The sequence below is a fragment of the Leptospirillum ferrooxidans C2-3 genome (assembly GCF_000284315.1).
In the GTDB taxonomy this organism is placed as follows: domain Bacteria; phylum Nitrospirota; class Leptospirillia; order Leptospirillales; family Leptospirillaceae; genus Leptospirillum; species Leptospirillum ferrooxidans.
This window is the reverse complement of sequence record NC_017094.1, coordinates 1,022,623-1,040,767: the sequence shown is the minus strand read 5'-3', so window position 1 is coordinate 1,040,767 and position 18,145 is coordinate 1,022,623. Positions and strand designations below refer to the sequence as shown.

The window sequence follows — 18,145 nt, the reverse complement described above, 5'->3', positions numbered from 1 at the left end:
TCCGGACGAGGGTCCCTGACCCGGCTAAAATGAGCCACCCGGAAACATCACTGCCTTGAGGATCTCCTTAGAGAAGTTCCAGAATCCCTGCAAGGGGAACGTGGCACCAGTCCGGACGGTTGTTGATCTCGTAGGATAGCTCGTAAAAAGCCTTTCTGAGCAGGCAGGCTTTCAGCAATCGGGAATAGGCGCCCCCAGAGGGAAGTTCCCCTGCCCCTGCCATTTCTTGCTGATATTCGTCCAGAAAATGAAGAGATAACTCGGCGAACAGCGCTTTTGAAACGGCCCTGCTTTCAAAATCCGGGAAAATCATTTTCGAGAGGTAGTCCAGAGATCGAACCATTCCGGCAACATCGGACAGGGGAGAGCGTTTCTCCCTGCGGACGGAAATGGGAACGGAAGGTTCCCCTTCGAAATCGATGACAACAATGTCCAGATCACTCGTAACCAAAAGCTGACCCAGATGATAGTCCCCATGGCAACGGATCCTTCCCCCCCAGGAATCGGCCGAGTCTCCATCCATGGGCCCGGAGAAAAAGGCTGGAATCCGTCTCCAAAACGCCCGGGAAGCCTCCTCAAAACCGAGCAGATGGTCCGGCCACCAGGAAGGTGGCAAAGAGCTTCCCTCCGGAAAAACATCCCGTCCCATGGCGAGTACCGATCGCCCCAGAAGCTCCCAATCTTCTGGAAGAAATGGCACTGGAGCCATTTCGGGCGAGAAGGACTCTTCAGAGAGGCACCGGTGCATCAACCCTGTACTTGCGCCTATCTTTTTCACAAGCCTGATAACATCTTTATCCAGAAGACTTTTTTGACCGGAATGGAAGTTTTCGACCACCTTGTCCGGATCAATCGCTTTTAAAAGCCAGCTCCACGCATCTCCCCTGTTTTCCACAAATCCGGACAAGAGGGCGATGACAATCGAGCCCCCCGATTCGGGAGAATGACAGAGTGCGCCCAGAAGCGGTGCCACAGGAAGGCTGAGGGTGCGAGACGAAAAAAACGCTCCCATTTCAAAATCACAATTTCCGCCTTTTTCCGGACGGCGATAGCACTTCATGATCAAGGAGCGACCAAAGAGCAGAGAGGTATTGCTCTGCTCTCCCGACAAGACTCTGGGCAGAATATCCAAATCCGAAGTTCTTGCCAGAGTTGGAAAAAGGGATGTTTGCTGAACAGAGAGGGCTGCAGAATCCTGTTTTTCGAAAAATATCTTTAAAAGGGTCTGGCCCATCTCGGGAATCAGCAAACCATCTTCCAAAACCCCCGAACCATCATCAAACTCAAGCGTTCCCAATGGGAAAAGCGTTCTTGAAGTCTTTCGGGAAAAAGAAAGGGGGATAAAATAGGAATCCCCTTCCCCGGACTCATAATGGAGGTTCAGGAATCCTCCAAAGAAAACCTCATTTTCCCTGACTCCAAGACTGAAATAATCCGAAAAATCCCCTGAGATGATCTTTTTCGATTTTCCGGCAAACCATCGTTGGCTCCCCAGCCACGATGACAAGATCCGGTATCCCCGCTCTCCCTGAAACAGGCGTGGAAGATCCGCAATCTTTCCAGCCATCCGGACCACGGGTCTCTCTTCCTGAGAGGGAGCCATCACCCCTCCCTTGCGAAGATCATGAATGGAGTGACAGATGGATCAATGCGGATAAAATGACTCCTCCCCGTCCATTCTGAAAACGAATCATCCATCAGGTTTTTCAACCTGAACGCGTTGCCAGAACCATCAGGATGATAGGCAAGCGTTCCTTCCACAGGAGCATGCGGATCAAGTGTGACAAGGACAATCACGTCAGGAGAGCCGGATGGACCCGGTTTCAGATAAGCCAGCATCTGGTCATTGTCTATCGGAAGGAAACGGATTCCTTCATTTTTTAAAAGAGCCGGGTAGCTTCTCCTGAACCTGTTGATGCTGGAAATGACCCCGCTGATATCGAACGGGGGCTTCGGTCCCCAATGACGAATCTCATACTTTTCCGAATCGAGATATTCTTCCGATCCTTCTGAGATCGGCTGAGACTCGCAACGCTCGTAAGCCGGACCGAATATTCCGTAGCTTGAAGAGAATGTTGCGGCGAGAACCAACCGGATCACAAAGGCTGGAGGACCTCCTTTTTGCAAGTATTCATGCAGGATATCCGGGGTGTTGGGCCAAAAATTCGGACGAAAAAAATCCTTGACCGGAGCCGTTGTCAACTCTGTCACATACTCTATGATTTCGCGTTTGGAGTTCCGCCAGGTAAAGTAAGTGTACGACTGCGAAAATCCGACCTTTGCAAGCTGGTACATCACATTGGGACGCGTAAAGGCCTCTGCCAGAAAAACCATGTCCGGATAGCTCTTCCGCGCGTTTTCAAGGAGCCATTCCCAGAAAGCGAACGGTTTTGTATGCGGATTGTCGACCCGAAAGGCACGGACACCTTTTTCACCCCAGAATAAAACAATCGCCAGTATCTCCTCCCAAAGCGCCTTCCATTGATCACAATGGAAATCAAAGGGATAAATGTCCTGATACTTCTTCGGAGGATTTTCGGCATAATGGATTGAACCGTCCGGACGCTTCCTGAACCATTCGGGATGATCCTTGACATAAGGATGGTCGGGGGAGCACTGGAGCGCCAGCTCCATCGCGATTTCCATTCCCAGTGACTTTGCCGTGGCGACCAGTTCGGAAAAATCCTCCATCGAGCCCAGATCGGGATGAATGGACATGTGTCCACCTGTGGATGAACCGATGGCCCATGGACTTCCGGGATCTCCCGGAAGACACTTCGGGCTATTGTTGGCTCCTTTTCGGAATGCGGATCCGATCGGAGTCAGTGGTCCCGGATAAATCACGTCAAATCCCATCGATGCGATCTCCGGAAGCCTTCCGATTGCATCCTTGATGGTTCCGGACCTCTTTGAGTCGGGGGAAGCACTTCTGGGAAAAAACTCATACCATGCCCCGACAGAAGCCCTTTCCCTTTCCACCAAGACCTTGAAATCCGCTGTCGTGCGTGCAACCTCAGCAGGATCCGGAAACATCGAGGCAAACAGGATCATCTCCTGTTCGGTTGCAATATGAAGACGTTTCTCGGGGTTCAGTTCTCCATGGACCCTTTCCGCCCATGCCATCAGTCGTTCCGAATCACTGGATCTTTCCGCGGTTTTCCGTATCAGAAGAATGAGCTCCGCATATTCAAGATCCGTCTCCTGTCCAGCCTGAAACTTTTTAACGATCCGGTCCGAAAAGGCTGCATACTCGTCAATCCAGCCTGAAATCCGAAAATGCACCAGCCCCATCTCGGGAAGGGTCAAAGAAGCAGACCATCGATCGTTCCCAAGCGGAGTCATCAACTCCGATTGCCAGGTTCCGGCTCCGGAACAACAATACTCCAGAAGAACACGCAATGGATCCTGACCATCCGCAAAAATATCCGCAGACACAGTCAAGGATTCCCCGGAATGCCTTTTGACTGGATATCCCCCACAATCAATCCTGGGCTCAACACGTTCAATCACAACCCGGCAGGACGGTTTGTCCCCCTTGACGATCGGAAGACCGCCATTCACATCCATCATTATTTCCTCCTCGAGACAGAAGATTTCGGCAATTCAACAGATCGGGACTGTCGCTTTTTCTCTTTTTTTCCGGCAGGAACAAGCTTGAGCCAAAAAAAACCGTATGGACTGAGTGAGAAGTGGTATGGAGATCTTGAAATTTCCGGGAAAGCGGTCTGGCTGAACATTTCAAAAGGTGTCCAGCCAGCATAGGCAGAAAGATCGATCGTAACCGACTCAGTGGAATCGGAAAGGTTGTTCACCACCAGAACAACCTCTCCCCCAAACTCCCTGAGATAGGCCATGACTTTTTGATTCTTGGGAGACAGGACTGTCATCGTTCCTCTCCCGAAAATCTGGACAGACTGACGGACCGAAATCATCTGCCTGAGCATATTGAGAGGGCTTGTGGGATATCTTGACTGAACCTCGACATTCACCACCTGAAACCCGTAAACCGGGTTCTGGATTGGTGGACTGAACAGAGAGGATGGATCCCCCTGGGAAAACCCCCCGTTTCTGTCTGAAGACCATTGCATCGGAGTACGGACTCCGTTTCTGTCTCCAAGATGGATATTGTCTCCCATACCGATCTCATCTCCGTAATATAGGATCGGCGTCCCCGGAAGGGTCAGGAGAAGGCTTTGCATCAGGTCGATCTTTCTTCGGTCGTTCGACATCAGCGGAGACAGTCGTCTCCTGATTCCGATATTGAGGCGCATCCGGTGGTCCGAGGCATAGGTGGACCAAAGATAATCCCGCTCCTGATCAGAAACCATCTCAAGAGTCAACTCGTCATGATTCCTGAGGAAAATCGCCCACTGGCAAGAGTTCGGAATAGGAGGCGTCTGGGCCAGGATATCCACAATCGGTTTTCTGTTCCCCTGGGCAATCGCAATAAAAAGCCTGGGCATCAGGGGAAAGTGATACGCCATCTGAAACTCATCCTCATTTCCAAAATAATGAAGGACATCCTGTGGCCACTGATTGGCCTCGGCCAAAAGCATTCTTCCGGGAAAAAGACGGTCCACCTCGGAGCGGATTTTTTTCAGGAAAGAATGCGTTTCCGGGAGATTCTCGCAGGACGTTCCTTCCCTTTCGTACAAATAGGGAACCGCATCGGCGCGGAGCCCATCGACTCCAAGAGAGAACCAGAACTTGACGACATTCAGCATTTCTTCCTGGACTTTTGGATTATCAAAGTTGAGATCGGGCTGGTGATAAAAGAAACGATGCCAGTAGTACTGGTGGGTTTTTGGCTCCCATGTCCAGTTTGATTTTTCCGAGTCTCCGAAAATAATCCGGGTCTCACGGTAACGCTCGACCGTATCACTCCAGACATAGTAGTCCCTGAACGGTGAGTTTCTGGACGATCTTGCCGAGACAAACCATGGATGGGTATCGGATGTATGGTTCAAAACCATTTCAGCAATGACCCGGATTCCACGAATGTGGGCCTCGGAAAGAAAGGTCTCGAAATCTTTCATCGTTCCATACGATGGGTGGATCGTATAATAGTCCCTGATGTCATACCCGTCGTCCCGCAACGGCGAATCGGTGATCGGCAATAGCCAGATCACGGTCACACCAAGGCTCTGGATATAGTCGAGCTTTTGGGTCAGCCCTTTCAGATCCCCCACTCCATCGTTATTGGAATCAAAAAAGGATTTGACCGGAATTTCGTAAATGATCGCATCCTTGTACCAGAGAGAATCAGCTGTGTTCTCGTTCAAGATCCCCTCCTCCGACTTTTGGCCATTTTCTTTCTGATCGGAGCCTCCAGTAAAAACCATATGGTTGAATACGGAGTCATGGTGATCAGGTAAGGGGCTTTCCCCACCGTGGGAAAAGCCCCGCCTGAAAACATCTCCCGTGGCTTGTAACCGTGCCATTTCGCCAAATCCAGATGTCCAAACATGGCCGATTTTGAAAGATTGTGGATAAAAAGGCCGGTTGCCCCATCACAGGAGCGGACATAAGCCAGGATCGATGCCGACCTTGTTTCAATCAGCTCAAAATCCCCGTCTCCATAAAGAAGAGGATTCTGATTCCGAACTTCAATCATTCTTCGGACATTCCAGAGATGGGAATCAGGAAATCGTTCCTGACTTTCAACGTTCACCATCTGATAGCTGTAAAGAGGGTCTTCAATCACAGGGTTGAAGAGCTCTTCCGGATCCGCCCTGGAAAATCCGGCATTCCGGTCAGCCGACCAGTGCATCGGGGTACGGATCGGGTTTTTTCCCCTGAGGTGGGGATGATCGCCCATACCGATCTCATCCCCGTAATACAGGACAGGAAGTCCAGGGAAGGTTAAAAAAAGACTCATCACCAGCTGGATTCGTCGTCTTCCATTTTCCATGAGCCGTGCCACCCTGGACAGGATCGGGCGATCCTCCGGGAGATCCGGAGCCAATGGAAAGAGCGCGTCATCGCTTGACAGTGTGTCGAGCAATTCAAAGGTTTCTTCCGAACGCTCTCTCAGGTGGATCGTCCTGTTTCTGGAGAGGCTCTTTTTCGAGCGTCCTTTGGGCTTCCCATCAAGGATCGGTTCAAGTGGTGACCGGTCCTCGTTTTTAATCGCAGAGATCACCGCGGGGAAAAAAGGATTGAAATGATAGAAAAGCCTTGAATCATTTACCTGCCCGCGTTTTGAGGGAGGAGATCCGGTTTCAAAAAGGAACATCTTTTCCGGATAGGATTTTTTGAGCGGGTAAATGACAGGATGAAAGGTTTGAAAAGGATCCTGGACGGGAATGATTTCATTTTTTTTCCAGGAATGAAGCCTTCCGGCTCCGGCAAGACGAAATCCGTCCACCTCAAGCGCAAACCAGTGCTCGAAGATGCGACACATTTCGGAAAGCACTTCCGCATCACCATAATTGAGGGAAGGCTCGTCCTTATGATCGCCAAACCAATAGTATCTCCCGGAATCGGCATCAAGGGTCCAGTTGATCTTTTCTGGAGGATCGTGTCTCGTCTCTGGCTCGGGAGGGGGCGTATCAGACCAGAAGTAACTGTTTGAAAACAGGGATCCCCGGGACAATCGGGACTCGGAAAACCAGACATGCTGGTCACTCGTCGCATTCACCGGAAGAGAAAGCAGGACCTTCAATCCTTTCATGTGAGCTTTTTCAAGAAGAAGCAAAAAGTCTGAGAGGGTGCCCAGCTCATGATCCAGTTTCATCCAGTCCAGCAGGGGATGATGATCTTTTCCGTGAACAGACAGAAAAGGACAATTGAGAAGAATCGAACTGACACCCAGTCTGGAAATATAATCCAGTCGGTCCACGATACCCAGAAAATCGCCGGTCCCGTCTCCGGAATGGTCCGAATAGCTCCTGATGTAAATCTCGTACATCACACCGTGCAATATGGGATTAACCGGCTCGTCCACAACCACCTCTTTCCATCTGATAATGTTCGCTTCCGACTGCCTGCTTCTCTGCCCCAGGAGAATCAGGTGAGTTGATGTTGGCGAAAAGCACCGTAAAAATCGCATCGCCAAAAGCATCTATCATCCGGACACTTAAAGGATTCCCGTCTCCCCCATCCTGAAAAACAGGGACCGGGCGTCCATGAAAAGCATGAAACCAGGGGCCCGGCAGCCCCGGAGGAAGAGGCATTCCTCTGTCGCCCCAGATCAATGGGTCAACAGCAATCCCGGATTGCCCGTCAATATGGGACAATGGCTTTCTGGAAACCGCGAACAGGATAGCTTGCTTCCCGGCCATCCGGGCAAATCCGATCATTTTCTCCGACTGCTCCCACTCTTCCGGCAACGGATGGTAGCTTCCCGAAAAAAACAAGTCCGGAACCATGCGTCTCAGCCGAAGAAGGATGTGTGTCACAAAAAGCTTGATCCTTCCATCCTCCCATTGGGAAAGGAGTTCTCTCCATAAATCTTCAGGAGACTCAGCGAACTTCTTTTGAAGACTCGCCAAAAGAGTTTCCCTGAGCCCATACTTCACCGGTCGCCGGTTGTCGGGATCCACAAGGGAAAAATCCCAGAGTTCCGTTCCCTGATAAAAGTCCGGGATTCCCGGCGATAAAAGTTTCACAATGGTCTGGGAAATGGAGTTTTGAGCCCCTCCCAAGGCAATTCTTCTGGCAAACAGGCGGAAATCGGAAAAAAAATGATTCGAACGGTCTTCCCGAAGAATGCCTGAGAGAAATGCCAACAGGCTCTCTTCGTAGACAACATCCGGAGTGATCCAGTCGGAGTGACGCTTTCGCTCCCTCGCGACCTTGACCAGGTAACTCGCCATCCTGGTGCGAAAATCCCCTTCTTCCTTTTTGAATAGTGGCCAAGCACCCAACAAGGTCTGGTAAATGAAAAGCTCAAGGCTGGGTTCCGGGATCCATTCCCCCTGCCCACGGATTTTGGCCTTCTTGTTGAACTTCATCCATTTTTCAACACGCTCGCACCACTCTGAAGAGATTTCGGAAAGCACATTGATTCTTGCCCGTACATCCTCGCTTCGCTTCGTGTCATGTGTCGAGCTTGCAGAAATGGACTTGCTGGCAGACTCAAGCCGCCTGCGGTTCATCTGGTGAAAACGGTCTGTCGAAATCGACAGATGCTCCGGATCACCCCCCACCTCATTGGCAGAGATCAACGGGGAGTAGAGATAGAAGGAAGTATCCTCGACCCCCTTGGCCATAACCGGACCGGTAAACTGCTGCCATCTTTCGACAAAATTGGTCCAGAGCATACGATGCTCCATCGAGATTCCTTCAGGAAAATCCATCATGAAGATTTTTTCGAAAAACTGGTAAAGGCCACGCCTTCTCCCGGGATGGCGTCGCCTTGCCTCCTGAAGAGTCGCCTGGATAATCGATCGATCCTGCTTCGGAACATGACCATCCTGGATATAAGTCCTGTAGACCCCCATACATGCGGTCACTTCCACCAAGCCTGTCTGGAGCTCCCGAAAAGGCAGTTCCCTCGCATATCGGCTCTTCTGGGCAAGATGCTCCAGAATAAAGGTCAGACGTCTGAGCTCACCCCCCAGAAGTGTCTCGCAAATCTTCTTTTTCTGCTGATAGCAGATATCCTTGAACGAAGCACCCGGATCAATCCGCTCGGAATACCATCTTGACAGCCGGTCCGCGCCTTCGGGATCCACGAAGAGACGGTTGGTCTGATTTAAAAATTCATACCCTGTCGTGCCACGGATCGGCCACTGGGGATCGAGGAGCTCGTCATCGAGCACAATTTTTTCAACCCATATATTGGGTTGATCCGGTGAATCCGAGGAATGGGCCAATTCTTCCGATAATCGCCGCAGATAGCCGGAAGGATCCGAGAGACCATCGACGTGATCGACCCTGACCCCGGAGATCCATCCGTTTCGGGAAATCGAGAGCAGAAAACCATGAAGAGCTGAAAAGACACCCGGATCGCCCGTCCGAACCCCGACGAGATCGGCAACATCAAAAAATCTCCGGTAATTCAATGTTCTCGTCACAGTCTTCCAATGGGACAGCCAGTAAACCTGCCCATTGATAATCCTGTCCAGACGGTCCCAGGAAGAGGGAACGCCCCGAACACCCCGGTAGGAGGAGATTGTCTCCGAAACCGCTCTGGCAAAGTCGTGATTTTTACGGGAAAGGCTCCAGATTTTTGAAAGAACCGATCGGGATTTTTGAATCCTCATCCGATTTTTTCTGGGGTCATCGCTTCCCCTTGAGAGGGCGTTCACCGCTTCCAGGATCCCGGACAGATCGATTGCGCCAGAGTCCCCCTCCGGAATCTCCTGGGTGATCTGCCGGTAACGGTCTGCAATATCCGAGACGATCGGAAGGATCGAGAATGGGGAGACGGGCAGGCGATTATCCCAATAATAAATCGCGAATCCCTGACGGTCATAATCCAGCCGTAGCTCTCCGTTTTCAAGAATCCGTCCATAGGGAGCCCCGAGGATCGGAAGGCTGATCCGGCGATGGAGAGCCTCCTGAGGTGGATTCCAGTCGATATCGAAGAAAACGGCAAAGGGAGAAATCTCCCCGAACTCGAGGACATCCCTCCACCACCTGTTTTCAAAATGAGCGGCCATATGGTTGGGAACAATATCCAGAATCATCCCCATCCCTTTTTTCACAAGAGAATCAGACAGACTCGAAAGGTCGGCGATCTGGCCAATTTCGGGATTAAGACAGGTGGGATCGGTCACATCATACCCATGGGCACTCCCCTTTCGGGATTTGAAAAGGGGGGATGCATACAACGTCGAGATTCCAAGAGTGTCGAGATAAGAGACCAGACGGGAGGCGTCCTGAAGCCGGAAGTCTTTTGAAAATCCCATTCTGTAGGTGGCCGTTATCGGAAAACTCAAGAGGCCACCCCCCGGTAGAGAGCGACCTGATAAGGAGCACAAACATTTTCATCAGAAGAGGACTCCAGTCTCTCCGGAAAGAGACTGCCTCCCCCACCCCACCGTTCTTCTTCGGAGTCGAGAACTTTTGACCACCGCCCCGGAGCGTTGGAAAGGATGTTCCCGAGTCTTTGTGGTAACTCTGACAGGTTCCCGACAATCAGAACCACTTCCCCGCCACCCTCCCGACGAACCAGCAATAGGGGAGGATTGGATGGAAGGAGACGACAATCCGGACCAGGAAGAGTGTTCGGCGGCACAAGAGCCGGATAGGATTTCCTGATGCGAATCAGCTCCCGATAAAAGGCATAAAGCTTGAGCGAGGAGCCGATCCGACTTCCGGGGTCGAGCATGGACAACCGGGAGTTTTCAAACACCTCCAACCCCTGCGGATCAAGATGATCCGTCCATCCGGGAAAATCCTGGAACTCCCTTTTTCTCCCCTCCCGAACAGCGTTGATCAGATCCTCGTCTCCATGGCTTGTAAAATAATGGAAGGGGTTCGTCTCGCCAAACTCTTCCCCCATAAAAAGAAGTGGCAAAAAAGGAGACAGGAGCGTCAGGGAAGCCGCGAGACGCAGTCCGGCATCGGGAATTCTTGCGGTAAGCCGGTCAGCCGCCGGCCGATTGCCCACTTGGTCATGATTTTGGGAGAAAACAACGAAGGAAGAGCCGGAAAGCCCCTCAGGAGAAGAGCCCCTGCGACGCCTGAATGAAGGGGCATATTCGCCCTGATACAGAAAACCTTCTGAAAAAATGCGGGGCAGGTCGGACGCTCCGGAAAAGTCCTGATAATACCCTTCCCTTTCCCCTGTCAGGAAAACATGAAGGGCATGGTGAAAGTCATCACTCCACTGGCTGTCGAAACCGATTCCGTTTTGATCTTCCGGAAGAACCGCCCTGCGGTCATTCTGATGGGACTCACCGATCAGGTGAACCGGTCTTCCCCGTTTTTCGGAAATCTGACGACAAAGCCTTGAAACATCTGTCAGAAAAGGAACCGGGGACTGGTCGATGATGGCATGGATCGCGTCGAACCGGAACCCGTCCACATCAAAGACCTCTAAATAGGTGCGAAGGTTCTCCAGAAAAAAATGTCGGACATGATCACTCTCGGGGCCATCGAAATTGATCGCATCACCCCAGGGGGTCCGGGAGACTTTTGAAAAATAGGGAGCAAACTTTCCGAGATAATTTCCTTCAGGACCCAAGTGGTTATAGACAACATCCAAAAGGACCGAAATTCCATGTTCATGACAGCCACGGACAAACCGGCCAAAACCGTCGGGGCCACCATAGGACTGCTGAACAGCAAACAGATAAACGCCATCATAACCCCAGTTCCGCTCTCCCGGAAAGGAGGCGACCGGCATGACCTCAATCGCGGTGACACCAAGCTCTTGCAAATGTCCAAGATGTTGGATGAGTCCGTCGAATGTCCCTTCAGCGGTAAAGGTTCCGACATGGAGCTCATAGATGATCAGGGAGTCGAGCCTGTGGCCCTGCCAAGCGGGGAGAGGAGAGGGAAAGGATTCCTCCGGGAACCACACGGCGGAGGCTTTGTGCACGCCATCCGGCTGCCACCTTGATGCCGGATCCGGATAGATTCCGACTCCCTCAAGCTGGAAAAGATAGCGGGTCCCGACGCCGATACCTGAAAGTGAGAGATGATGGTACCCATTTCCTTCAGAAACCATTAAAAGGGGGGATTTTTTTTGATCGGGCAGGACCAGATGGACATGAAAAAATTGTGGGGCCCACACCCTGAAAAGAACGGAACCATCCTTTTGGAGAACGGCACCAATGGGTCCAAGTGCATGATCAAGTGCGACAGAGTCGATGTCATTTCGGGAAATCAGATGGTGACCGGAACAATCCATAAAACTGATCTCCTTTTGGTTTTCCTCCGGGAGAGGCAATCTTCTGACGAGTTGAAAAGAAAAACAAACACCCCAAAATATGGTTATTGATCCAAAATCTTCAATCGCCAAAAATAAAAAATGGCCGATCGCGAAATCTGGGCGATTGGAGAAAAAGGTTCGATGGAAGTTTGTTTGGTTCGATCAACTTGGGGGTGGTCAAAAACTTTCGGCCGGCCACTCAATGGCTCACAAGAACCCTAGCATGCCAGAGATGAATCTAGCAAGTTTTTTTCCGATTCAGGATTATATCCTGATTAAAAATCAATGCATTACGGAAACAACTTGCCAACAAGTGGACCTTTCCGGTCAATCACGGTCACCGTTCTTCCCGAAACAAGTCTCAGACCGGGAGGAACCTTGTCAAGATGGACCCTTACCGGGATCCTCTGGGCGAGCCTGACCCAACTGAATGTCGGGTTGACATCAGGAGGGCTTCCCGGACGCTCATGCCTCTCCCTGTCCCGAATACCTCCCGCGATACCGCTCACATGTCCCCATATGGAACGACGGGCCCCCATCATCCGAATTTCAACAGGATCGCCGATGTGGATTCTCGACAGTTTTGTCTCCTCAAAGTAGCCGTCGACATGGAGAGAGTCCGTATCGACGAGAGAGAGGACGCCATCTCCACGATGAACATAATCCCCCGGCTCAAGAGTCATGTTTGCAATTTTTCCGTTGACCCGGGCCCGGACTTCAGAACGCTTCTGGTCCAGGATGGAAAGGGAGAGCTGCGCCATCGCTTCCTGATAGTCGGCCCGCGATTTTTCATATCGGGCTTCCATATTTCTCGCCACTTCCCGCGTAGCGTCTCCGTTCAGCATGAGTTGATGGTACCTTCTGGCATTGCGGCCTGCCTCATCCATAACGGCCATCGTACCAAGAACCCTCGCCCGGGCTTGGAGGATCGCGATTCGAAAACGTTCCGGATCGATACGGAAGAGAATGTCGCCTTTTTTGACCTGATCATTCTCATGGACAAAAATCTGGCTGACCAAACCGGAAACATCCGGAGCGACAGAGATAAAGTCAGCCCGGATCTTCCCATCACGGGTCCAAGGAGCCTCAAGGTAATACACCCACAGTCTCCAGCCGACAAAAGAGGACAGAATCAATATCACAAGTGTCAAGGCTACCCGAGACATGAGAGACGAATTTCCTGCCAATAGTCCTCCCCTAACCCAAAAAAGTGACAACGACTCCCGAAACGATCACCCAGAGAGCAATATCCACAAGGGAACGATGCCAGACAAAACGATAGAAACCAATTCTGGCCAACAAAACCCTCAACCATCCAAGAATCAAAAAGGCAATCACTCCCCAGATCAGAAACGGTGGAAAGAAAAGCCCCAAAACATCGATCTCTTTCATCTGGCCCTCCCATCGGAAGATGCCATAAACCCCCCTCCGTCAAGTGTCCATCGAAGACTGGCGAGAAGGGAGAGCGTTTCGGATTCAAGATCCATGTCCGTTGAATCGACAATTTTGAGCCAAACCTCGTCGAACAGGGATTTCAAGACCTTCTTCCCGGCTTCTCCCGGTCGATCGTAATAGGTACCGATGGCAAGTGTCAGCCGGGAAATGGAATCCCCCATCTCCGGAGGCAATTTTTCCCGGATCTCTCCAAGCCGGATCAGGTCGAGACCAACAACCATATCATAGAGTCCATCCGGATGATTTTTCCGCGCATCCATTCCAAGGACGCCCATCCTCGACATCAATGGTGCGATCCTGTCAAACATGTGGTCCACAAACACACTCCGGTCCATCTTTCCCTGAAGGTTCGCCAGCTGGACAATTTCCATATGGATCGATGACAGGATCCTCCGGATGCTGAACGTCACCCCCACCGACCGGACCAATACCGTTGAAAGAGCCGCCAGAAACACACCTACAGCCTCTGAAATCGCGGTATTCCATGCATGGGAGAAGTCTGCATGGTAGGTTGACTGCAAGGCAATCAATCCTGAAAATCCGATCATGAATGGAAGCACTTTGAGCGGACCGTCGGGACGGGCCAACACGATCCCGGCAGGGATCAGGACAATTCCCATAACCGCCATCAGTCCGGCAAAGTCGTGAACCTGGGGAAGGAAGAAAAAGAGTGTGACCAATCCTGCGGCGGATCCGATATTGATCTTTGCCAGAAAATCCAGAATCGCTCCTGAAGGATCATCCATCGCGGCAAAAAAGGTACCGCTAACCGCCGCCATCATTGCTGCGGCAAAACCTTCTGGCCAATCAAGCGCTCTCCAGATGAATATGGAGGTCCCCACAGCAAGAGAGACAGCCAGCGCCGAAAGAAACGGGAGAAGCGGATCACGGAACACCGAAACCCGACCCTTCGGCGTTGGGGGTTCCTCAACACCTCCATGGGCAATTCTTTGGCGCATGCGCCGACAGTCTCCCCAGATTATCACGAGTTCGTGAAAACGCCGGGAAAGTCGCTCCATCAAGGAGCCGAGTTCTGTCGGAATCGTGCCACCTTTCAGTAACCCGAAAGAAATTCCATGTTCCGAAAACCACCGGGAAACCATCTGATCCATCTCTTTTGAAGAAAGATGATGCTTTCCCGACATCCAGTCGTCAATCTCCCTGCCCAGGATTTCGAGATCGGACGAGAGGGCCGGAGAAAAACGGGAAAGGGCTTTTCGATGGATCTTGAGATCGACAAAAACCGGCAGGAGGTCACGCATCCGGGACATCAGTGCCTCCAGCCACCCCGAAACCCTTGGATCCGGGGATTCATACGCAGCATGAATCCCCATGGCAGACATCGTTGAAATCTCCCCGCCAAGGCTATGTGGCACTCCAGGAGTCATACCCCGTCCGGAAACTTCCTCTCCCCCCCATTTCGCAACATGGGAAAGCCACTTATCCATCCGTAAAAGGAGCAGGGGTGTGACTTGACGTGGGAAAAAAAGCTCATTGACCAAAAATGTCGTCAGAACGCCCAGAACAACCTCTTCAACCCGGGATCTTGCCAGCAGAAAGATACTTCCGGGAGAGTCCACCGCAGGAAATCCGATGAGAGCCGAGGTATATCCTCCCAGAATAAATCCGTAGCTCCTTGGTGAGCCATCATAAAGAGACAGAAAAAGACAGATGGCAATCCAAAGGCAAATGGCAATGGAAAACAATTCCGGGGAGTTGATCAGAAGCGGCATGATGAAAACAACAAAGCTGGCACCAACGATCGTGCCAATAACACGATATAGGGCCTTCGAGCGGATCATCCCTGAATATGGCTGGGCAATGATCAGAACTGTGACCAGGGCCCAGTAGGCCTGGGGAAGATTCAGGGAAAAGGCGATATAGAGGGCAAATCCAGCCGCAATAAGGGTCTTGAAAGAAAATAAAACATCTCCGGACACAGACCTTAATCCGGCAATCGACAGAACTTCATCCAAACTTTTCAAATCAGGCTTCCACCAGGATCGATCCGATACATTCTCTAAAAACAGTGTGCACCAAGCACACTCCGACAGCTACTCCCTTATGTTCTCCTATAAACATGGAAAACCTTTTTCTGCAACCCGTCAAATCTGACATCACTTCATTCTCCTCCAGCAATTCAGGGTCAGACAAGTTTCTGTGAATTCTGCCGATAAGAGTATAGTAAAGAGGGTCGATCTTTTGATCAGGAATGCCTTTTCAAAAGGTAGACGGTCATGAGGGCGGATCTCCCCATCACTGAAGCAACCCTAGGGAGTCTTTCTTCTTCAGGGACTTGCATAAAGCCTTTATGGGGAGGGGATGATCTGACAAAAGATTCTCCCCATTTTGGGGCGATCGAAAGCTCCATGAAGATCCGAAAAATGGGAAATCCTGATCATCCGACTGCTTCATGGAAGCTGTCAGGAACTCTCCGAGTCTACCTGAGATGAGCGCTCTTTTGGGCGCTGGGGGTGGTTCGATGCTGGTATCAATAAAAAAACGGCCCGTTCCAGACTGGAAATCAAAACTCTTTTTTATCGTACTGATCCTCCTTCTGTTTCTCATTCTTTTCAGGTGCCTTTTGTTCTGCCTCTCCACCAGACCCTCATTCAACACTGAACTCTCCCCCCAAAATCCTCTTTTTTTCCAGAGAAACTGAAACAGGAATCTCTTGCACGACATGAAAACAAACAACTTCCCTTGACGTTTTTGAACTCCGGAAAGCCGCGGGCAAAAACCTCGTCTATCCCCCGAACCATCCCGAACAGGACTTCATCCTCAGGACCACCAATCGTCTGAAAGATCCTTTTTGCCCCGAATCAGCCCGTTATGTTACGATCCCACAAATACCCGTTCCGACTGTCAGAAAGAATCCAGCATCTCCATGTCGGAAGGGGAAAAATTCAAAACAGCCTTTCAGTCTTAACTTATCTATAAGGGGGAGACCTTGTCCGGTCACTCGAAATGGGCAACCACCAAGCATAAGAAAGCAATCATCGACTCAAAACGCGGAAAGATCTTTACCCGCCACGCCAAGGAAATAGCGGTTGCCGCAAGAATTGGTGGCGGGGATCCAGAGGGGAATCCCCGGTTAAGGACCGCGATCTTGAAGGCCCGGGAAGACAATATGCCCCAGGACAACATCAAGAAGGCCATCCAGCGCGGAACCGGAGAAATCCCCGGAGCCCAATATGAGGAATACCAGTTCGAGGGACATGGTCCAAAAGGCGTGGCGATCATTCTGAAAGTCATGACGGATAACAAAAACAGGACCGTTCCGGAACTCCGGACCATTTTTTCCAAGAATGGGGGAGCTCTCGGGGAAAACGGATGTGTGTCATGGATGTTCGACAGCAAGGGTCTTATTACCGTGGACAAGTCCTCACTTCCTGAAGATCAGGTCATGGATCTCGCCCTCGAGGCGGGAGCGGACGATGCCGTAATCCATGAGGACGTCTATGAGTTTTTGACCGCTCCCCAGGATTTTTCCCATGTTCTTGAAGTCATCAAATCCAAAAAAATCACTCCATCCTTCGCAGAAGTCACGATGATTCCCCAAACAACGGTTCCTCTGGAAGGAAAGGATGCACAAACCATGATGCGCCTCATGGAAATGCTGGAAGATCATGACGATGTCCAGCATGTCTATGCGAATTTTGACATTCCGGATGACATTCTCGAATCCCTCTCATCCTAAAAAGCGAAGGAGACCTGAGCCGCATCATGACTGAAGATCTGGGAAACCTGAGAAATTCCATTGACGAAATTGACACCAGGATTGTCGGGCTTCTGAGAGACCGGGCCGCCATAGCTGCCAGAGTGGGTGATTACAAAAAGGCCAGGGCTCTTCCCTTCCATGTCGTATCGAGAGAACGGGAGATTCTCGACCGGATCACCGAACTGGAATCGGCGCCCTTCCCCAAAGAATCGATCCGGACCATTTTCAGGGAAATCCTTTCTGCCTGTCTGTCCCTGGAAGAACCCGTCGTCATCTCCTACATGGGGCCTCCGGCTACCTATACCCACCAGGCGGCACTCAAGCATTTCGGCCACTCACTGAAACATGTTCCGGCCGCCACTGTCCGGGAGGTGTTTCGGGCTGTTGAAAGCGGCGAGGCCCTCTATGGAGTGGTTCCGATCGAAAACTCGACCGAGGGAATGGTCAACAATACCCTCGACACGCTGGTGGAATCAGACCTGAGAATCTGTGGGGAAATCATCCTCCCGATCCATCATTGCCTCCTGACCAGGGCAACATCCGCAAAAGAGATCCGGACCGTCTACGCCCATCCCCAGGCACTGGCCCAATGCCGAATATACCTTTCGAACGCTCTTCCGGATGCCTCGACCGGTGAAACAACGAGCAATACCAAGGCTGTGGAAATGGCCCTTGAGGATCCTCATTCTGCTGCCATCGCCGGAGAAATGGCCGCAGAAGTCTACAATATTCCAATTTTTTCCAGACATATTGAAGACTTCCCCGACAATCAGACCCGGTTTTTGGTGATCGGAACCATCGACCCCGGAAAAACCCGAAAGGACCAGACCTCCATTATGGTTTCCATTCTGGACCGGGTGGGAGCCCTCTCGGAGATTCTCTCCCTGATAGCAACAGAGGGAATCAACCTGACCCGTCTTGAAAGCCGTCCCTCCAGGAAAAAGGCATGGGATTACATCTTCTTCATGGATATAGAAGGCCATCAGGCGGATGAAAACATCCGGCAACTTTTAACGAAGTTACAGACTCTTTGCCCATATGTTAGGATATTGGGATCATATCCTTTGCAGGATAAACCATCTCAGACCTGACCATGACGCATTCACAGGCCAAAGCATGGAAGCTCATCAGGGAGTCTGCAC

At 51.2% G+C, this 18,145-nt stretch carries 12 protein-coding genes; 3 read left to right on the top strand and 9 right to left on the bottom strand.

Annotated features, from left to right (window positions below; genetic code table 11):
• Positions 1 to 67: 67 nt before the first annotated feature.
• From LFE_RS05350 to LFE_RS05310, 9 genes are all read right to left on the bottom strand, one after another.
• The gene (locus LFE_RS05350; RefSeq protein ID WP_014449231.1) at positions 68 to 1,603 is read right to left on the bottom strand and encodes a trehalose biosynthesis protein; all 1,536 of its coding nucleotides are present in this window, start codon (positions 1,601 to 1,603) and stop codon (positions 68 to 70) included.
• Positions 1,603 to 3,570, bottom strand: coding sequence for an alpha-1,4-glucan--maltose-1-phosphate maltosyltransferase (locus tag LFE_RS05345; RefSeq protein ID WP_014449230.1), 1,968 nt, complete (start codon positions 3,568 to 3,570; stop codon positions 1,603 to 1,605). Before LFE_RS05345 ends, LFE_RS05350 begins: the two co-directional genes overlap by 1 nt.
• The gene (gene treS, locus LFE_RS05340) at positions 3,570 to 5,282 is read right to left on the bottom strand and encodes a maltose alpha-D-glucosyltransferase (RefSeq protein WP_014449229.1); all 1,713 of its coding nucleotides are present in this window, start codon (positions 5,280 to 5,282) and stop codon (positions 3,570 to 3,572) included. Before treS ends, LFE_RS05345 begins: the two co-directional genes overlap by 1 nt.
• Positions 5,279 to 6,946 (bottom strand): alpha-amylase family glycosyl hydrolase, encoded by a 1,668-nt coding sequence (locus LFE_RS05335; RefSeq protein WP_014449228.1) that lies wholly within the window; start codon positions 6,944 to 6,946, stop codon positions 5,279 to 5,281. Before LFE_RS05335 ends, treS begins: the two co-directional genes overlap by 4 nt.
• On the bottom strand, positions 6,930 to 9,887 hold the full coding sequence (treY, locus tag LFE_RS05330; protein WP_014449227.1) for a malto-oligosyltrehalose synthase: 2,958 nt from the start codon (positions 9,885 to 9,887) through the stop codon (positions 6,930 to 6,932). Before treY ends, LFE_RS05335 begins: the two co-directional genes overlap by 17 nt.
• The gene (treZ, locus tag LFE_RS05325) at positions 9,884 to 11,806 is read right to left on the bottom strand and encodes a malto-oligosyltrehalose trehalohydrolase (RefSeq protein WP_014449226.1); all 1,923 of its coding nucleotides are present in this window, start codon (positions 11,804 to 11,806) and stop codon (positions 9,884 to 9,886) included. Before treZ ends, treY begins: the two co-directional genes overlap by 4 nt.
• A gap of 311 nt (positions 11,807 to 12,117) precedes the next feature.
• Positions 12,118 to 12,993, bottom strand: coding sequence for an efflux RND transporter periplasmic adaptor subunit (locus LFE_RS05320; RefSeq protein ID WP_041774058.1), 876 nt, complete (start codon positions 12,991 to 12,993; stop codon positions 12,118 to 12,120).
• 31 nt (positions 12,994 to 13,024) lie between these two features.
• Positions 13,025 to 13,219, bottom strand: a complete 195-nt coding sequence (locus LFE_RS05315) for a DUF1656 domain-containing protein (RefSeq protein WP_014449224.1) — start codon at positions 13,217 to 13,219, stop codon at positions 13,025 to 13,027.
• Positions 13,216 to 15,267 carry an FUSC family protein gene (locus LFE_RS05310; protein ID WP_014449223.1) on the bottom strand — a complete coding sequence of 684 codons (2,052 nt, stop codon included), beginning with the start codon at positions 15,265 to 15,267 and terminating at the stop codon, positions 13,216 to 13,218. Before LFE_RS05310 ends, LFE_RS05315 begins: the two co-directional genes overlap by 4 nt.
• Before the next feature lie 252 nt (positions 15,268 to 15,519).
• Between LFE_RS05310 and LFE_RS05305 the strand changes: the two genes are divergently transcribed.
• From LFE_RS05305 to pheA, 3 genes are all read left to right on the top strand, one after another.
• Positions 15,520 to 15,735 carry a hypothetical protein gene (locus LFE_RS05305; RefSeq protein ID WP_041774056.1) on the top strand — a complete coding sequence of 72 codons (216 nt, stop codon included), beginning with the start codon at positions 15,520 to 15,522 and terminating at the stop codon, positions 15,733 to 15,735.
• 497 nt (positions 15,736 to 16,232) lie between these two features.
• On the top strand, positions 16,233 to 16,982 hold the full coding sequence (locus LFE_RS05295; protein ID WP_014449222.1) for a YebC/PmpR family DNA-binding transcriptional regulator: 750 nt from the start codon (positions 16,233 to 16,235) through the stop codon (positions 16,980 to 16,982).
• Positions 16,983 to 17,008: 26 nt separating this feature from the next.
• Positions 17,009 to 18,094 carry a prephenate dehydratase gene (gene pheA / locus LFE_RS05290; RefSeq protein WP_014449221.1) on the top strand — a complete coding sequence of 362 codons (1,086 nt, stop codon included), beginning with the start codon at positions 17,009 to 17,011 and terminating at the stop codon, positions 18,092 to 18,094.
• The last annotated feature ends 51 nt before the right edge of the window (positions 18,095 to 18,145 follow it).